The sequence below is a fragment of the Enterobacter sp. SA197 genome (assembly GCF_054131575.1).
On sequence record NZ_CP096393.1, the window covers coordinates 3,136,742 to 3,153,063 of the forward strand.

The 16,322-nt window shown below is 55.0% G+C and carries 20 protein-coding genes and 2 pseudogenes; 20 read left to right on the forward strand and 2 right to left on the reverse strand.

Translation table 11 applies throughout. The features are described from left to right. The first annotated feature begins 7 nt into the window (after positions 1 to 7). The 20 genes and pseudogenes from M1D91_RS14890 (at position 8) to M1D91_RS14985 (ending at position 14,724) form a co-directional block, all read left to right on the forward strand. Positions 8 to 679 (forward strand): propanediol/glycerol family dehydratase medium subunit, encoded by a 672-nt coding sequence (locus tag M1D91_RS14890; protein ID WP_437431528.1) that lies wholly within the window; start codon positions 8 to 10, stop codon positions 677 to 679. A gap of 12 nt (positions 680 to 691) precedes the next feature. Beyond that, positions 692 to 1,219, forward strand: a complete 528-nt coding sequence (pduE, locus tag M1D91_RS14895) for a propanediol dehydratase small subunit PduE (protein ID WP_437431422.1) — start codon at positions 692 to 694, stop codon at positions 1,217 to 1,219. Between the two features lie 15 nt (positions 1,220 to 1,234). Beyond that, positions 1,235 to 3,067, forward strand: coding sequence for a diol dehydratase reactivase subunit alpha (locus tag M1D91_RS14900; protein WP_437431423.1), 1,833 nt, complete (start codon positions 1,235 to 1,237; stop codon positions 3,065 to 3,067). Beyond that, positions 3,057 to 3,395, forward strand: coding sequence for a glycerol dehydratase reactivase beta/small subunit family protein (locus M1D91_RS14905; RefSeq protein ID WP_437431424.1), 339 nt, complete (start codon positions 3,057 to 3,059; stop codon positions 3,393 to 3,395). The genes M1D91_RS14900 and M1D91_RS14905 overlap by 11 nt, the downstream gene beginning before the upstream one ends. 32 nt (positions 3,396 to 3,427) lie before the next feature. Continuing rightward, positions 3,428 to 3,703: a propanediol utilization microcompartment protein PduJ gene (pduJ, locus tag M1D91_RS14910; RefSeq protein WP_437431425.1), complete on the forward strand. Its 276-nt coding sequence runs from the start codon at positions 3,428 to 3,430 to the stop codon at positions 3,701 to 3,703. Between the two features lie 22 nt (positions 3,704 to 3,725). Beyond that, positions 3,726 to 3,975: pseudogene (locus M1D91_RS14915) on the forward strand (BMC domain-containing protein); the annotation flags it as partial. 155 nt (positions 3,976 to 4,130) lie between these two features. Then, positions 4,131 to 4,223 (forward strand): annotated as a pseudogene (locus M1D91_RS14920) (microcompartment protein); the annotation flags it as partial. A 2-nt stretch (positions 4,224 to 4,225) separates the two neighbouring features. Then, entirely contained in the window at positions 4,226 to 4,858 is a 633-nt protein-coding gene (locus tag M1D91_RS14925) for a phosphate propanoyltransferase (protein WP_437431426.1), read from the forward strand. Further along, positions 4,855 to 5,346 carry a PduM family microcompartment protein gene (gene pduM / locus M1D91_RS14930; protein WP_437431427.1) on the forward strand — a complete coding sequence of 164 codons (492 nt, stop codon included), beginning with the start codon at positions 4,855 to 4,857 and terminating at the stop codon, positions 5,344 to 5,346. The genes M1D91_RS14925 and pduM overlap by 4 nt, the downstream gene beginning before the upstream one ends. Before the next feature lie 3 nt (positions 5,347 to 5,349). Continuing rightward, positions 5,350 to 5,625 (forward strand): EutN/CcmL family microcompartment protein, encoded by a 276-nt coding sequence (locus tag M1D91_RS14935; RefSeq protein WP_437431428.1) that lies wholly within the window; start codon positions 5,350 to 5,352, stop codon positions 5,623 to 5,625. A 9-nt stretch (positions 5,626 to 5,634) separates the two neighbouring features. Next, positions 5,635 to 6,639 (forward strand): two-domain cob(I)yrinic acid a,c-diamide adenosyltransferase PduO, encoded by a 1,005-nt coding sequence (pduO, locus tag M1D91_RS14940; protein ID WP_437431429.1) that lies wholly within the window; start codon positions 5,635 to 5,637, stop codon positions 6,637 to 6,639. Next, positions 6,639 to 8,030, forward strand: coding sequence for a CoA-acylating propionaldehyde dehydrogenase PduP (gene pduP / locus M1D91_RS14945; RefSeq protein WP_437431430.1), 1,392 nt, complete (start codon positions 6,639 to 6,641; stop codon positions 8,028 to 8,030). The genes pduO and pduP overlap by 1 nt, the downstream gene beginning before the upstream one ends. An 11-nt stretch (positions 8,031 to 8,041) precedes the next feature. Beyond that, on the forward strand, positions 8,042 to 9,154 hold the full coding sequence (locus M1D91_RS14950; RefSeq protein ID WP_437431431.1) for a 1-propanol dehydrogenase PduQ: 1,113 nt from the start codon (positions 8,042 to 8,044) through the stop codon (positions 9,152 to 9,154). Then, complete coding sequence (locus tag M1D91_RS14955) at positions 9,151 to 10,521, forward strand: 4Fe-4S dicluster domain-containing protein (protein ID WP_437431432.1); 1,371 nt, start codon at positions 9,151 to 9,153, stop codon at positions 10,519 to 10,521. Before M1D91_RS14950 ends, M1D91_RS14955 begins: the two co-directional genes overlap by 4 nt. 2 nt (positions 10,522 to 10,523) lie before the next feature. Further along, positions 10,524 to 11,078: a propanediol utilization microcompartment protein PduT gene (pduT, locus tag M1D91_RS14960; RefSeq protein ID WP_437431433.1), complete on the forward strand. Its 555-nt coding sequence runs from the start codon at positions 10,524 to 10,526 to the stop codon at positions 11,076 to 11,078. Next, entirely contained in the window at positions 11,078 to 11,428 is a 351-nt protein-coding gene (gene pduU / locus M1D91_RS14965; RefSeq protein ID WP_437431434.1) for a propanediol utilization microcompartment protein PduU, read from the forward strand. Before pduT ends, pduU begins: the two co-directional genes overlap by 1 nt. A gap of 4 nt (positions 11,429 to 11,432) precedes the next feature. Further along, complete coding sequence (pduV, locus tag M1D91_RS14970; RefSeq protein WP_437431435.1) at positions 11,433 to 11,885, forward strand: propanediol utilization protein PduV; 453 nt, start codon at positions 11,433 to 11,435, stop codon at positions 11,883 to 11,885. Further along, positions 11,870 to 13,078, forward strand: a complete 1,209-nt coding sequence (locus M1D91_RS14975; RefSeq protein WP_437431436.1) for an acetate/propionate family kinase — start codon at positions 11,870 to 11,872, stop codon at positions 13,076 to 13,078. The genes pduV and M1D91_RS14975 overlap by 16 nt, the downstream gene beginning before the upstream one ends. Beyond that, a complete protein-coding gene (gene cobA, locus M1D91_RS14980; RefSeq protein ID WP_437431437.1) occupies positions 13,075 to 13,818 on the forward strand; it encodes a uroporphyrinogen-III C-methyltransferase in 744 nt (247 codons plus the stop codon). Before M1D91_RS14975 ends, cobA begins: the two co-directional genes overlap by 4 nt. Positions 13,819 to 13,857: 39 nt before the next feature. Next, entirely contained in the window at positions 13,858 to 14,724 is an 867-nt protein-coding gene (locus tag M1D91_RS14985) for an L-threonine kinase (RefSeq protein WP_437431438.1), read from the forward strand. A gap of 24 nt (positions 14,725 to 14,748) precedes the next feature. Here the strand turns inward: M1D91_RS14985 and M1D91_RS14990 are convergent, their stop codons facing one another. Then, on the reverse strand, positions 14,749 to 15,084 hold the full coding sequence (locus M1D91_RS14990) for a DUF496 family protein (protein WP_437431439.1): 336 nt from the start codon (positions 15,082 to 15,084) through the stop codon (positions 14,749 to 14,751). 167 nt (positions 15,085 to 15,251) lie between these two features. Beyond that, positions 15,252 to 16,310 carry an FUSC family protein gene (locus tag M1D91_RS14995; RefSeq protein WP_437431440.1) on the reverse strand — a complete coding sequence of 353 codons (1,059 nt, stop codon included), beginning with the start codon at positions 16,308 to 16,310 and terminating at the stop codon, positions 15,252 to 15,254. Between the last annotated feature and the right edge of the window lie 12 nt (positions 16,311 to 16,322).

Sequence of the window (16,322 nt, forward strand, 5' to 3'; positions counted from 1 at the left end):
GTGAATGATGGAAATTAATGAAAAGTTACTGCGCCAGATAATCGAAGGCGTGCTGTCGGAAATGCAAACCAGCGACAAACCGGTGTCGTTTAGTGCTGCACCGGCCACCCCGGCAAAACTCGCCACGGGTAGCGAAAGCAGTTTCCTGACCGAAACCGGTGAAGCGAAACCAGGCACCTTACAGGATGAGGTGATCATTGCCGTCGGGCCAGCCTTCGGACTCTCTCAGACCGTGAATATTGTGGGCTTATCGCACAAAAGTATTTTGCGTGAAGTTATCGCAGGTATTGAGGAAGAAGGCGTTAAAGCACGTGTTATCCGCTGTTTCAAATCGTCTGATGTCGCATTTATGGCCGTGGAAGGCAACCGTCTGAGCGGCTCCGGTATCTCCGTCGGGATCCAGTCCAAAGGCACGACGGTTATCCACCAGCAGGGACTGCCCCCGCTCTCAAACCTTGAGCTGTTCCCGCAGGCCCCCTTGCTGACGCTGGAAACGTACCGCCAGATTGGCAAAAACGCGGCGCGTTACGCCAAGCGTGAATCACCACAACCTGTGCCCACGCTTAATGACCAGATGGCGCGTCCGAAGTATCAGGCCAAGTCAGCCATTCTGCATATCAAAGAAACAAAATTCGTCGTGACGGGTAAAAACCCGCAAGAGCTGCGCGTTGCGCTTTAAAAGGATAACACCATGAATGCTGATGCAATTGAATCAATGGTTCGTGATGTGCTTAGCCGGATGAACACTCTGCAAGGGGCGACGCCTGCTGCAGCAGTCGCTCCGCCTGCGAGCGAAACGGCACATCAGGCAAAGGTTAGCGATTATCCGCTGGCGAATAAGCACCCTGAATGGGTCAAAACATCAACCAATAAGACCCTTGATGAACTGACGCTCGACAACGTGCTGAGCGGCAAAATCACCGCCCAGGATATGCGTATCACCCCTCACACGCTGCGTATTCAGGCATCGATCGCCAAAGATGCCGGTCGCGACCTTCTGGCGGTGAACTTTGAGCGCGCGGCGGAACTCACGGCCGTGCCGGATGACCGCATCCTTGAAATCTACAATGCCCTGCGCCCTTATCGCTCCACTCAACAAGAGCTGCTGGACATCGCTGAGGATCTGGAAAGCAGGTACAAAGCAAAAATTTGTGCAGCGTTTGTTCGCGAAGCCGCTGCGCTGTATGTCGAGCGTAAAAAGCTCAAAGGTGACGATTAAATACAGGGATGATTTATGCGTTATATAGCTGGCATTGATATTGGAAACTCATCAACCGAAGTGGCGCTTGCCGTAAAAGATGATGCGGGCACGTTAAAGATTGTGAGCAGTGCACTTGCTGAAACCACCGGCATTAAAGGCACGTTGCGCAATGTGTTTGGTATCAAAGAGGCACTCAACCGTGTGGTTGAAGGGGTCGGTATCTCTGTCAGCGATATTTCGCTTATCCGTATAAATGAAGCAACACCGGTAATTGGTGACGTGGCGATGGAAACCATAACGGAAACCATCATCACGGAATCCACCATGATTGGTCACAACCCCAAAACCCCAGGCGGTATTGGTCTGGGGGTTGGTATTACCATCACGCCGGCGGAACTTCTCACTCATCCGGCGGAACAGCCATACATCCTGGTCGTTTCCGCTGATTTTGATTTTACTGATGTGGCAGAGATGGTGAACGCTGCCTCAAAAGCCGGTTACCAGATCAACGGCATCATCCTGCAACGGGATGATGGTGTGCTGGTCAGTAATCGTCTCGATCGAAAGATCCCTATCGTGGATGAAGTTTTATATATCGAACGTATTCCGCAGGGCATGCTGGCGGCCATTGAAGTAGCAATGCCGGGCAAGGTGATTGAAAACCTCTCTAACCCTTATGGCATAGCGACCGTATTTTCATTAAGCGCCGATGAGACGCGCAACATCGTGCCTGTAGCACGAGCGTTGATTGGCAACCGCTCCGCAGTGGTCGTCAAAACCCCCTCAGGAGATGTGAAAGCACGATCCATTCCGGCCGGAAACATTGAGCTTATCGCCAAAGGCAGAACGTGGCGTGTTGATGTTGCCGCCGGAGCCGATGCCATCATGAAAGCGGTGAATGAGTGTCCGGCGCTGGATAATGTTACCGGTGAATCCGGTACGAATATCGGCGGTATGCTTGAGCACGTTCGCCAGACGATGGCTGAACTGACCAACAAACCGAGCAGCGAGGTCTTTATCCAGGATCTGCTGGCCGTCGATACCGCGGTTCCCGTCAATGTAACCGGCGGCCTGGCCGGAGAATTTTCACTGGAGCAGGCAGTGGGAATCGCCTCCATGGTCAAATCAGACCGTCTGCAGATGGCCATGATCGCTCGTGAAATTGAACAACAGCTGCATGTCGATGTGCAGGTTGGCGGCGCAGAAGCCGAAGCGGCCATATTTGGCGCTCTCACTACGCCGGGCACATCCAGACCTCTGGCTATTCTTGATTTAGGCGCGGGCTCAACCGATGCCTCCATCATCAACCCTCAAGGGGACATTACCGCCACCCATCTCGCGGGAGCCGGGGACATGGTCACCATGATCATCGCCCGGGAACTGGGCCTTGACGATCGCTATCTGGCTGAAGAGATCAAAAAATACCCGCTGGCGAAAGTAGAAAGCCTCTTCCATCTGCGTCATGAAGACGGCAGCGTACAGTTCTTTCCCGAACCACTCCCGCCCACTGTGTTCGCCCGCGTCTGCGTCGTGAAACCAGACGAGCTGGTGCCTTTACCTGGTGACCTGGCGCTGGAAAAGATCCGTTTGATTCGTCGCAGTGCGAAAGAGCGCGTTTTCGTCACCAACGCTCTGCGTGCACTACGCCAGGTTAGCCCGACCGGCAACATTCGCGATATCCCCTTTGTCGTGCTGGTTGGCGGCTCTTCGCTCGATTTCGAAATACCGCAGCTGGTGACCGATGCTCTCGCCCATTACCGACTGGTTGCCGGACGCGGCAACATTCGCGGCGTTGAAGGTCCACGTAACGCCGTAGCCACCGGCCTCATTCTCTCCTGGCAGAAGGAGTTCGCTGATGGAAATTAATCAGGACAGCCCGGTGATAGTGATAACGGCACTGTCGGAGTGCCAGTCGCTCTGGCAGGAAGTGCTGTGGGGTATCGAAGAAGAAGGTATTCCCTGGCGCTGGCAGCAGGCCTCCGGCGTGGACGTTGTTGCCCATGCATGGCAGGCAGCCAATCAGTCGGCGCTGCTGGTCGGCGTAGGCTGTGACAATGAAAAACTGGTGATCCACTACCGAAATTTACCTGCATCAGCGCCGCTTTTTTGCCTGATGCGTCATGAAGATCTCCAGTCCCGGCGAGCCGCGGGTAACAACGCCGCCAGACTGGTTAAAGGGATACCGTTCAGGTAACCCCGTTTATCCATAAACAGGAGAATCGCAGTATGAACAATGCATTGGGACTGGTCGAAACGAAAGGTCTTGTAGGGGCAATTGAAGCCGCTGATGCGATGGTGAAATCCGCCAACGTGCAGCTGGTGGGATACGAAAAAATTGGCTCAGGTCTGATAACCGTTATGGTGCGCGGAGATGTGGGCGCAGTAAAAGCGGCCGTAGACGCAGGTGCAGCTGCGGCCAGTGCGGTGGGTGAAGTGAAATCAAGCCATGTGATCCCGCGTCCGCATAGCGACGTCGAAGCCATTTTACCTAAATCAGCCTGACAGGCAGTCAGAGGAGCACAGCGTGAAGCAATCACTGGGGTTACTTGAAGTTAGCGGTCTGGCACTGGCCATCAGTTGCGCGGATGTTATGGCGAAAGCCGCTTCCATCACGCTGATTGGTATGGAAAAAACCAATGGTTCCGGCTGGACCGTTATCAAAGTTACCGGTGATGTGGCCTCTGTTCAGTCGGCCATCATCACTGGTGCACATTTTGCCAGTGCGCGGGACGGGCTGGTAGCGCAGAAAGTTATCGCGCGGCCTGCAGAGGGTCTTTTGCCAGCGGCACCAGAGGCCGCCCTCATCGCCGATACGCCAACAGAGACGATGGAAGAAGAGGCAGTGACGCCAACAGATACCGTCGCGGACATGCACATCATAGCAGGAGAACCCGCACCTTCACTCCTGCTTCACAACGTGGGAAATCAGGTCACTTGCAATCTTTGTCTGGATCCGGCCTGCACCCGTCTGAAGGGGGAACCACGCACGCTATGTCTTCATAGCGGACAGCGAGGAGAATAACTATGGATAAGCACGTCGTTGAAAATGCAGTAACTCAGGTGCTGGATGAGATGCGGGCGCGTCCCATTCCGTTGGGTATATCGAACCGACATATCCATTTGTCGCCACAGGATTTTGAACGATTGTTTCCAGGGCAATCCGTCACGGTTAAAAAAGCGCTGATGCAACCTGGTTATTTTGCTGCGGAACAAACCGTGACCTTAGTCGGCCCGAAAGGGCAGCTGAAAAATGTGCGCCTCCTTGGCCCACTGCGCGGCGCAAGCCAGGTTGAAATCTCTCGCACCGACGCGCGCACGCTGGGTGTCGCGGCCCTGCTTCGTATGTCCGGCAATCTGGCAGGCACACCGGGCATCAAAGTCGTCAGCCCTTATGCCGAAATCGAGCTGGCGAATGGGGTGATTGTGGCGCAGCGCCACATTCATATGTCGCCGCTGGATGCCTTAGTCCTGCGCGTATCCCACGGTGAAAACGTGAGGGTAGCCATTGAAGGAACCGGACGCCGCGTCATTTTTGATGATGTCGCGGTCCGGGTTTCACCAGGCCTGTTACTTGAAATGCATATCGACACTGACGAAGCCAATGCATCAGGCGCCGACGAACCGGGCGCATTCGCCCGCCTGGTTACGCACGCATGAGCAACGAACAGATGCAGCACCTCGTCGACATCATCGCTGCGCGTCTGCTTGCCCGCGTCAACAATGCTGTTGCCATTAGTCAGGATGCGCTGCGTCACGCCTCAGCGACGGCGCTTTTTCTGAAGCATGACACATTGCATGTGCAGCATACGGACATCTGTTTCTTGCGTCAGTTAGCGGACGGAGACCAGGAGAACACTGCCGTTGCCAATTTGTTCGAAGCGTTTTCATTAGGGATGAAGGTGACCGTCAGTATCAACAGTAGCCTGTTGCGCTGTCTGCCGCTCGCCGGACTGGCAACCCTGCCGCTGTCGCTCTGTGATGAACATGAAAACAGCATCAGGTATTGCAAAAACAAGGTGCTGAGCTATCGGGATATCCTCGGGTTGGGCGGCGGCTGGGTAGTCACATCCCGTAAGACCATTATCACTGTGCTGGCTCGTGAGGCGATGGCAACACAGCACATTCGACTCGTGCAGCAGGAGTAAATCATGCATCTCGCTAAGGTTACAGGTTCGGTGGTTTCCACCCAAAAATCGGCGTCCCTGGTCGGCAAAAAATTGCTGCTGGTTCGTCGGGTGAGTGCCGACGGCACGTTGCCGCCCCACCCCACGCAAGGCGATGAGGTTGCCGTGGACTCCGTGGGGGCTGGCATTGGTGAACTGGTGCTTCTGAGCAGTGGTTCCAGTGCGAGACATGTGTTTTCCGGCCCCAATGAAGCCATCGATCTGGCCGTCGTGGGCATTGTTGACACCCTTTCACGCTAAGGAGACGCGATGGCCATTTATACCCGAACAGGCGACGCGGGCACTACCGCCCTTTTCAGCGGTCAGCGCGTAAGCAAAACCCATCCGCGTGTGGAAACCTACGGCACGCTGGACGAGCTGAATTCAGCCTTAAGCCTCTGTGCCTGCGCAGTGCGTTCGCCTGAAAGCCGCGCTCTGCTGGAAGCGATTGAACTGCAAATTTTCTGGTTCAGCGCCGAGCTTGCCAGCGAAAGTGAGACGCCCTCTCCTGAGCAGCGCTACATCAGCGCCGGGGAGATAGAGGCTCTGGAACGGGCTATCGACACGGCCATGTCTCTGGTCGATAGCGTACACAGCTTTATTTTACCCGGACGGTGTGAAGCCGCCGCCAGATTGCATTTTGCCCGCACGCTTGCCCGGCGAGCCGAAAGACGTCTGGTTGAATTAAACGAGCAGATTAACGTCCGCCAGGTCCTGATGCGTTACATCAATCGCCTTTCCGACTGTTTGTTTGCCCTGGCGCGTCTTGAAGACCATCTCGCCCACCAGGAAAAGGTCATTCGCGAGGTGACGACACGATACCGGGCAGCCACACAACTGCCTGAGAGAAAAGAGGATCCGCATTCGCTTTCCTTTCATGAGCTTCATCAGGTAGTTAAAGCCGCAATGACCCGTGCGGCTGAATTGCACATCCCGGTCGTGGTTAGCGTAGTGGATGCAAACGGGATCGCCATGCTCACCTGGCGTATGCCAGACGCATTACTGGTGAGCAACGATCTGGCCCCCAAAAAAGCATGGACAGCGGTCGCCATGAAATCGCCTACGCATGAACTCTCCGACGCAGTCCAACCCGGCTGCGCGCTGTATGGACTCGAAACGCACATGGACGGCAAGGTCGTGACCTTTGGCGGAGGTTTTCCCCTCTGGCGCGACGGCAACATTATTGGTGGTCTTGGTATCAGCGGAGGCTCCGTTGAACAGGACATGGATATTGCTCAGACCGCACTTGCGGCGATAAATATGGGAACAAAATAATGAATTCATCAGATCTGGAAACGCTCATTCGCGCCATTCTGAGCGAACAACTCGCTCCGGTTGAGGAAAAACAAGCGAGCGCCAGCCACGGGGTGTTTGCCACGCCTGCCGAGGCAATTGAGGCTGCACATCAGGCTTTTTTACGTTACCAGCAGTGCCCATTAAAAACCCGCAGCGCACTTATCAGCGGTCTTCGTGCAGAACTGGCACCACATCTGGCCACCCTTGCAGAAGAGAGCGCCGTTGAAACCGGGATGGGCAACAAAGAAGATAAATTCCTGAAGAACAAAGCCGCGCTGGAAAACACGCCAGGCGTTGAGGATCTCACCACCACTGCCTTGACGGGTGACGGCGGTATGGTGCTGTTTGAATATTCGCCCTTCGGCGTGATTGGTTCAGTCGCACCCAGTACCAACCCGACCGAGACCATTATCAATAACAGCATCAGCATGCTGGCTGCGGGCAATACCATCTATTTCAGTCCGCATCCGGGTGCCAAAAAAGTGTCCCTTACGTTGATTCGTCTGATTGAGGACATTACGTTTCGCCACACGGGCATTCGCAACCTGGTGGTTACCGTTAGCGAACCGACTTTTGAAGCCACTCAGCAGATGATGGCCCACCCCAAAATTGCTCTGCTGGCCATCACCGGTGGGCCAGGGATTGTACTGATGGGTCTCAAAAGCGGCAAAAAAGTGGTGGGTGCAGGCGCTGGCAACCCACCCTGCATCGTTGATGAGACCGCTGATCTTGTCAAAGCTGCCGAAGATATCATTAACGGCGCTTCCTTCGATTACAACCTGCCCTGCATTGCAGAAAAAAGCCTGATCGTTGTGGCGTGCGTTGCTGACAAACTTATTCAGCAGATGCAAGCCTTCGGCGCACTGCGCATCACCGGCAGTGATATCGATAAACTGCGCGCCGTCTGCATTATTGACGGTGTCGCCAATAAAAAACTGGTTGGTAAAAGTCCGGCGACCATCCTGCAGGCAGCCGGGTTAACGGTTCCACCTAAAGCGCCTCGCCTGCTTATCGCTGAGGTTGCCGGAGACGATCCCCTGGTAACCGCTGAACAATTGATGCCGGTTTTACCCGTCGTCCGTGTAGATAACTTCGAAGCCGCACTGGCACTGGCGTTGGTGGTTGAAGAAGGTCTGCACCATACGGCAGTCATGCACTCGCAAAACGTCTCCCGGTTGAACCTGGCCGCACGCCGTCTGCAGACGTCGATTTTCGTGAAAAACGGCCCTTCCTATGCCGGCATCGGCGTCGGTGGCGAGGGTTTCACCACCTTTACCATTGCAACCCCGACGGGTGAAGGTACGACGTCGGCAAAAACCTTTGCCCGTTCCCGTCGTTGTGTACTGACGAACGGCTTTTCGATTCGCTAACCGGAGTGGTTATGAACAGATTCTCGCTACAAACGCGACTCTATAGCGGAGTGGGAAGCCTCGGAGCCTTAAAACGCTTTCGCAATAAGGACATCTGGATCATTTGCGACGGTTTTCTTGCTCACTCGCCGCTGATTGATATGTTGAAGCAGGCGATTGCGCCGGATAACCGACTGAGTGTCTTTAGTGATATTACGCCGGATCCGACCATAGCGACGGTGGTTGAGGGCATCGCACAAATGCAGACGCTCAAGCCGGCTGTGGTCATCGGTTTTGGTGGCGGCTCTGCTCTGGATGCAGCGAAGGCGATTGTCTGGTTCAGCAAACAGCTGGGTATTGATATCGAAACCTGCGTGGCGATCCCTACCACCAGTGGGACAGGATCCGAAGTCACCAGCGCGTGCGTCATAAGCGATCCGCAGAAGGGCATTAAATATCCGCTGTTTGATAACGCACTCTACCCGGATATCGCCATTCTCGATCCGGCACTGGTGGTGAGCGTCCCACCCGCTATTACGGCAAACACCGGGCTCGACGTGTTGACTCATGCGCTTGAAGCTTACGTGTCTCCTGAGGCCAGCGATTTTACCGATGCGCTGGCCGAAAAGGCAGCCCAACTGGTGTTTAAGTATTTGCCGGTCGCAGTGCGCAACGGAGACTGCCTGGCCACGCGCGAGAAAATGCACAATGCCGCCACGCTGGCTGGCATGGCGTTCAGCCAGTCCGGGTTGGGCATAAACCATGCCATAGCCCACCAGTTAGGAGGGCAATTTCACCTGCCGCACGGACTGGCGAATGCGCTGCTGCTGACCCCTGTCATCCATTTTAATGCCAAAGACAAACGTGCAGCCCATCGCTACGCGCGTATTGCCAAAGCCTGCCATTTTTGCCCATCGACGGCTAATGAACAGTTGGCCGTCAATGCTCTGGTGCGACAGATCGAGCAACTGAAAAAGCAGTGCAACATTCCGACCCTTGCGGGGGCGCTCAATACCACCGCTTCTGCTTTTCGCGCGCGCATTCCCGGCATGGTCGACGCTGCTCTGGCAGATGTCACCCTCAAAACGACACCGCGCCATGCTGATGCCAGCGCCATTCGTCATTTGCTGGAGGAATTATTGTGAGTGAAGTCGCCTTTGTCGCCCCTGCGTGGGGAGAGGTTAGCCCTGCCAGCGCAGATGATATTCGTGAAAGCGTCCGTGCTGGAGGCGTGGTTGGTGCCGGAGGCGCAGGTTTTCCCACCCACGTGAAATTACAGGCTCAGGTCGAGATTTTTCTCGTTAACGCCGCTGAATGCGAGCCTATGTTAAAAGTGGATCAACAGCTTATGCCACAGCAGGCCGCGCGTCTGGTGCGCGGCATTCTTTATGGCATGCGCGCGACCGGGGCAACGCAAGGCATTATCGCGCTAAAAGAGAAGTATCACGCCGCAGTCGAGGCGCTAACCCCCTTGCTGCCGCCGACAATCCGTCTGCATATTTTGCCGGATGTCTACCCTGCGGGAGATGAAGTTATCACCATCTGGCTGGCAACGGGTCTGCGGGTGCCTCCGGCGGCATTGCCTACCAGCGTTGGCGTGGTGGTGAACAATGTGCAGACGGTGTTGAATATCGCCCGGGCCGTGGAAGATAACTACCCCGTTACGCGCCGCACGCTGACCGTCAACGGCGCGGTTCATCATCCACTGACGGTGACCGTTCCCCTGGGCATCTCCCTCAGGGAGGTGCTTACCCTTGCCGGAGGAGCAACGGTTGATGCGCCGGGTTTTATCAACGGCGGGCCTATGATGGGAGGGCTTATCACCTCTCTGGATACCCCGGTCACCAAGACCACCGGCGGCTTGCTGGTTCTGCCAGATACGCATCCGTTAATTACCCGCCGCAGGCAGGATGACAAAACGGTACTCAGTATTGCCCGTACTGTTTGCGAGCATTGTCGACTCTGCACCGATTTATGCCCGCGCCACATTATTGGTCATGAACTCTCGCCACACCTGCTGGTGAGAGCGGTCAATTATCAGAATGTCGCCACCCCTTCCACGTTACTGAGCGCATTAACCTGCTCAGAGTGCAACGTTTGCGAAAGCGTTGCCTGCCCGGTCGGCATTTCGCCTATGCGGGTAAATCGTCTCCTTAAAGCCGAACTTCGCGCCAGCGGCGCACGTTATGAAGGCCCGCTGCGTGAGGCTGATGAAATGGCGCGCTATCGCCTGACGCCGGTCAAAAGGCTGATAACCAAACTCGGATTAAACGACTGGTATCAGGATGCACCAATTAAAGCGCTCACCGTTACCCCTGCTCAGGTGGTACTCCCGCTGCGTCAGCACATTGGCACGCCCGCCGTACCCTCCGTAAGGCAGGGCGACAGGGTTTCACGAGGTGAATGCATTGCGGACGTTCCTCTGGGGGCGCTCGGCGTGCCGCTGCATGCCAGCATCGACGGCGTTATTGCGTCGGTGACGGACCAGGCAATTACAGTTGTACGAGGATAACCATGTCACAAGCTATTGGAATACTTGAACTTACCAGCATTGCGAAAGGGATGGAGCTTGGCGATGTCATGCTGAAAAGCGCTAACGTCACGCTACTTGTGAGTAAAACCCTCTGCCCCGGCAAGTTTCTGCTGATGATTGGCGGTGATGTGGGTGCCGTGCAGCAGTCCATTGCGGCCGGTGAGAGCAGAGCCGGCGAAATGCTGGTCGACAGCATTGTGCTTGCCAATATTCATGCAGCAGTCTTACCTGCGATCAGCGGACTGAACGCTGTAGAAAAACGGCAGGCCGTGGGTATCGTCGAAACCTGGAGCGTGGCCGCCTGCATCAGTGCCGCCGACAGGGCAGTCAAAGCAGCGAACGTGACGCTGGTACGCGTACATATGGCTTTCGGCATCGGTGGTAAGTGTTACATGGTGGTTGCGGGCGACATTTCTGATGTTGAAAACGCGGTGACAGTGGCCAGTGAGAGTGCAGGAGAGAAAGGGCTGCTGGTCTATCGGTCCGTTATTCCTCGTCCTCACGAGGCTATGTGGCGACAGATTGTGGAGGGCTAATGGAAACGCAACACACTACGGAACGCATGATCCAGGAGTATGTCCCGGGTAAACAGGTCACACTGGCCCATCTGATAGCCAATCCCGGAAAAGATCTCTACAAGAAACTGGGGTTGAGCGAGACGGCATCGGCGATTGGTATTTTAACCATTACCCCCAGTGAAGCCTCCATCATTGCCTGCGATATCGCCACAAAATCAGGTGCCGTCGAGATCGGTTTTATCGATCGATTTACCGGTGCCGTGGTACTGACCGGGGATGTCTCTTCAGTGGAATATGCCCTGCGTCAGGTGACCCGTTCGCTGGGGGAAATGCTGCGCTTCACCACCTGTCAGGTGACACGGACCTGATGCCATGAAAAGAATGATGTTAATTGGCCCAAGCCAGTGCGGTAAAACCTCACTCACCCAGCGTCTGCGGGGTGAGGCGATTCGTTACCAGAAAACACAAGCTATCGTCTGGTCACCGGAAACGATTGATACACCGGGTGAGTACCTTGAAAACCGTTGTCTCTACAGCGCGCTGCTAACCAGCGCCTGCGAGGCAGACATTGTCGCACTGGTACTCAATGCCGATGCCCGGTGGTGTCCGTTCTCCCCGGGATTTACCTTACCGATGAATCGCCCGACCATTGGCATCGTCACTAAAGCCGATCTGGCTGGTAAAGACCAGACAGACCTGGCAGGTCAGTGGCTGACGCAATCCGGCGCTCAACAACTTTTCATCACCAGCGCGCAGACCGGTCAGGGCATTGCGGCGGTGATTGCTCATCTTCAGTCTCAGGAGTCTTCATGTCCCGCACCATAATGGCGGTTAACGCCGGTAGTTCTTCCCTGAAATTTCAGCTCATTACCATGCCTGCCGGAACGGTACTGTGTCAGGGTTTGATTGAACGTATTGGGCTTTCAGATGCCATCTTTACCCTGAAACAGGGTGAGAAAAAATGGCAGGAGACTCGCGCCATAGCCGATCACAACACCGCGGCGATGCTGCTGCTGGAAACGCTGCTTTCACATCAGATAATCTCCTCATTGGCGGCGATTGACGGCGTCGGGCATCGTGTCGCGCACGGTGGTGAAAGCTTTAAAGATTCGGCCCTCATAACCGATGAGGTGCTGGCAGAAATTGAACGCTTGTCAGAACTGGCGCCGTTACACAATCCGGTCAATGCGGCAGGCATTCATGTTTTTAAGCAGGCACTGCCCCACGCTCCTGCCGTTGCCGTTTTCGATACCGCTTTTCACCAGACGCTGGATCAGGGGGCTTTTATCTATCCTTTGCCGTGGCGTTATTACACCGATCTGGGCATTCGTCGTTACGGCTTCCACGGCACCAGCCACAAATATGTCAGCCAGTTAATGGCAGAGAAACTGGGTGTACCTTTGAGTGCTTTGCGCGTCGTTACCTGTCATTTGGGCAACGGTAGTAGTCTGTGCGCCATTAAAGAGGGGCGCTCTGTTAATACGTCGATGGGCTTTACGCCGCAGTCAGGTGTGATGATGGGCACGCGCAGTGGCGATATCGACCCCTCGATTTTACCCTGGGTGGCACAGCGTGAAGGGCTTACGCCACAACAGCTGAATACCCTGATTAATAATGAATCCGGATTGCTGGGTGTATCGGGCGTGTCCAATGATTTCCGCGATGTCGAAGAGGCCGCCCGGGAAGGCAACGAGCGTGCGGCGCTGGCGTTGACGCTTTTCGTGGAGCGCATACGGGCAACCCTTGGAAGCTACATAATGCAAATGGGTGGGCTGGACGTCCTGCTGTTTACTGGTGGTATTGGTGAGAACTCGGCGCGTGTGCGAGCGGCGGTGTGCCGCGATCTTCACTTCCTGGGAGTGGAGGTTGACGCCGGAAAAAACAGCCGCAATGAGACCTTTATTCAGACGGAACAATCGATGGTAAAAGTCGCCGTTATCAGCACCAACGAAGAGCTGATGATAGCGCGTGATGTGATGCGTATTGCGCTGCCGGAATACGCCGGGGAGTGCGTATGATAGGTAAAGTCTGGCTGGTCGGCGCAGGCCCCGGCGATCCGGGGCTGATGACGGTAAAAGGATTAGCATGTTTGCGCGACGCGCAGGCAGTGGTCTATGACAGACTGGTTAATCCGCTTCTGCTTAAGGAAGCGCCTGATAACAGTGAGTTTTATGATGTGGGCAAAGAAGCCAACTGCCACCCGATTCCACAACCACAGATCAACCAGATCCTGATTGACTGCGCCCGTCGTGGACTCAGAGTGGTCCGCCTGAAAGGTGGTGACCCTTTTGTTTTCGGACGCGGGAGTGAAGAGGCTCAGGCCTTGCATGAAGCAGGGATCGCGGTCGATATCGTACCTGGAATAACGTCTGCCATCGGCGGACTGGCAATGGCGGGGATCCCAGTGACGCATCGCCACTGTGCTTCCAGCTTCCATGTTGTGACGGGTCATTTACAGGATGGCAAAGCCCCGCAGGACTGGAGCGCACTGGCGCAACTGTCGGGTACGCTGGTCATTCTGATGGGTATGTCGCAGATTCATACGATTTGCGATGAACTTATCAGGGCGGGGAAAGCGTCGGCAACACCCGCTGCGGTCGTGATGCGGGCAAGCACCCCCGCCCAGCAGGTACTGACGGCTCCGCTGTCGCAACTTGCAGCAAAAAGTGACGCCGCAGGCTTTTGCGCACCGGCGCTCATCGTCATCGGTGAGGTTGTTTCATTACGAGAAATCCTGGCCTTCAGCGGATCCGCGTGACACTATCCGTCGGTAAGTGCTTTAGTTGAGAGGTAAAGTGTGGCGCTGGCACGGTGTCCCGCATCCTGCGGTGAAATCATTCAGGGTTGGATCCTGGGCAGTGAAAAACTGGTTTCCTGCCCGGTTGACTGGTACAGCGAGGTTGAAATCTCCACTGGTTCACCTTTGCCGACTGAACGCACGCGGATGCGGGCGATGGTTAATCTTGTGCTCCGACACTGGCAACTTCCCTCTTCCTTAAGCCGGGAGATTCGTATTGAGTGCCGCTCGACCATTCCGGTTGCTAAAGGAATGGCGAGCAGTACAGCAGATATTGCCGCCACGGCCGTCGCTACCTCACGGCACTACGGCTATTCACTGGATGAACCGACCCTTGCCCGGCTCTGCGTCATGCTCGAACCCACCGACAGTACCGTTTTTCGCCACCTGACCCTCTTCGATCACAATAGCGCCAGCATGCATATCGCCTGTCACGGTCTGCCCGCAATGGATATCCTGCTGCTTGAAAGTCCGTTGATTTTGCGTACGGAAGATTATCATCGTCTGCCGCGTGAGCCTGTACTGAAAACCCATGCGGCGGAACTGGACAGTGCGTGGCAGCAGGTGCAGCAGGCCTGCGCGCACCGCTCTCCTGCTTTACTTGCCGAAGCGGCCACCCGCAGCGCGATCGCCAGCCAGCGGCTGCTTCCTAAACCCGCCTTTCGGGAGTTAATGTCGCTGGTGGAGAAGTGCGATCTCTATGGCTTGAATGTTGCCCATAGCGGCAGCGTGGTTGGGCTCTTTTGTGACAGGAAAAAGCAGGATGTGGAAAAAGTGTGCTGGCATCTGAAAAAAACGCAGCTATCTGCTCACTGGCCAGAGCAGCATCTGTTACGGCTGGTTGAGGGGGGAGTAAAAGAACGGTGAGGAGTTCCCTCACCGTAATAAGCGTTATTCTGCTTTAAGATCAATGGTTTTTTGTTCGCCCATTGTTTTCAGCTTTTTGGAGATTTCGCGACGCTCTTTAGAAATTTCAGCGTTTTTGATGATGTAATCATCTACGCGATCTTCGTAATCGCTTTTCATGCTGGCGATGATGCCCTGGATGGCTTCAACGCTCATACCCGGTTTGATGTAGTCGCTCAGGTTGTCCAGCAGCAGAACACGCTTCTGGTTGTCACGGATCTTTTTCTCGACGTCCTGGATTTCACGCTGCAGTTTATTCTTACGACGGAACAGACGAACAAACTCCAGAACGTCCTGGAATGAAGGCTTGGTTGTTTCCATTTTGACACCCCTGATAATGTGAGATTCGGATTCGTTAAAGCAACCGCTGAAGGGTAGACCTTACTTTTTGCCGTTGCTGATGACAATGGTTTTATCCTTTTACCTATCATAACCTCAAATCAGGCTGAATCGAAACAACCTCCCTGCTTTTCAGCATCAGATGAGGCTTATTTGCGCAGCGCCCGGCAAATGAGGTGCGACAGTAATTCCAGCTGGCGGGCCAGTTCCATACTCAGCCACACATACCCGTGAATGGAGTTTTCCGCCAGCGCATCACCCTGATGATCGCGCAGAAGCTCGCGCAGCTCGGTAACTATCTCAGTGAGTTTTTCGGTATTAGCTATAATCGGCTGCGGATTCCCTTCGTATAATGCATGCGCAATGGTCAACAGCGTCTGTTGAGTCATCTGCTGCGTTTCACGAAGCGTGTGGGCATTGAGCATCACAAAATGGCTGGAGCGCGATGCCCAGTGGGCGTTAATCTGTAACTCGAGCATGCAAACCAGATTGCGGCTGACCGTCTGAATGGCTTCAAAAATAGCTTTCTGGATGTGAGTCTCTTTGCTCGCAGGGGTGATCAGTCCGCGCATTCTGACGACATCATTAAGGATTTTTTGCAGATGTTTTTCCAGGCGGGGACGTTCAACCAGATTCACTGAGAACCCCGCCTGGTAGACCCGGTTAAAGGCCGTGACATAACCCGCCATCTGAATTCGCCAGTGCAGAAATGCCCGTTGAGGCCAGATGCCGGTAAATAACATGGCCAGAAGAGAGCCAAAAATGACATCACCGCTTCGCCAGAGTGCCGTTTCCATGTCGCCTGCAGGCGCACCCACGACCACTGCCAGCGTAATACCAATAAGCAATGCCTGATAGGGTTTCTTCCCCAGTGCCAGCCAGCCGCAAAGGAACATAGCGGCCGCGCACCAGAGCAGCATGACTGGCATTGAGAGGAGTTCAAGCCGCAGGGCAACCAGGCCCAGAGCAGAGCCGCAGATAGTGCCGCCAATACGGTCAAAGGCCCGGGGAACCACATTCCCCCAAAAGGAGATGGGCCCCATCACGACAACAAGCGTAATCAAAGGCCAGGTCCCTTCAGGGATGTTCAGCAGACGCACCAGTAAAAATGTCAGAACGAAGGCCAGCGCAATACGCACCCCATGCACAACGCGGTAGTGACGATAAAGCCTGATTTCAAAAGGACTGAGTGACTTGTCGGGACGCACACCCGTTCTCCA